The sequence below is a fragment of the Cetobacterium sp. ZOR0034 genome (assembly GCF_000799075.1).
In the GTDB taxonomy this organism is placed as follows: Bacteria; Fusobacteriota; Fusobacteriia; order Fusobacteriales; family Fusobacteriaceae; genus Cetobacterium_A.
The window spans coordinates 1-825 of record NZ_JTLI01000071.1 but is presented as its reverse complement, the minus strand read 5'-3'; the positions used below and the strand labels follow the sequence as shown (position 1 = coordinate 825).

The window sequence follows — 825 nt, the reverse complement described above, 5'->3', positions numbered from 1 at the left end:
GAAAACTAAAAAGATTGCCCTGATTCATCCTCTCCCTTACAGAGGAAGAGGTTTTCTCAGGGCGTTTTGATAAAAAAACCTTGACTCGTACGAGTGTGTATGATATTATATTTTTACACTCGTACGAGTGTTGGAGGTTGGAAAATGAATATAAAAAAAGTAGTAAAAAATGTAACTTTTGTAAAATCAGGGTCAGGTCATTTGACTCCACGAATCACCATTCCGATTGAATGGGCTAGAGAAATGGAGCTTTCTGAAAACGAGAAAGAGGTTGAATTGACTTTTAATTCTGAAACTAAAGAGTTAAATGTAAAAAAAGCTACAAAATAAAAAACCATCTTCACAACCTCAACGGAAGCAAAAATGGTAATGAGTGTTTTATAAAAACACTATAGCAAAATTAGTATAACATATATTGTATAAAAAATAAAGTTAAAATAAACATCAGGGAGGATTTTATGTTTAATTACGAGTCAAAAATCAAGGGTTTTTTAAAAGGTAAAAAAAGTTATTCATTAGGATTAATGGTAGCATTTTTTATAACAGGGGGATTCTCTTATGCAGAGAATATTATAGTTAATGAAGATAAAAATACAATTGAAAATAAATTTATTTCAAAATCTGAAGAAACCGAAGTAATGATTTTTATAAATGGATTATTTGCTAAGGCTAAAAATAAAGAAATTAGAAATATTTTTGATTTTAAACTAGGTGATGAAGAAATCAAACCACCAGTAGAACCACCAATTAATCCACCAGTAAATCCTGAACCACCAGTAGAACCACCAATCAATCCACCAGTAAATCCTGAACCACCAGTAGAAC

2 protein-coding genes are annotated in these 825 nt (G+C 30.5%); both read left to right on the top strand.

All coding sequences use genetic code 11. The features are described 5' to 3' along the window. Positions 1–144 precede the first annotated feature (144 nt). Positions 145–330 carry a hypothetical protein gene (locus L992_RS11550; protein WP_052193989.1) on the top strand — a complete coding sequence of 62 codons (186 nt, stop codon included), beginning with the start codon at positions 145–147 and terminating at the stop codon, positions 328–330. A 128-nt stretch (positions 331–458) separates the two neighbouring features. After that, positions 459–825, top strand: a 367-nt coding sequence (locus L992_RS11545) for a hypothetical protein (protein WP_047396389.1), incomplete at its 3' end; no start/stop codon positions are given.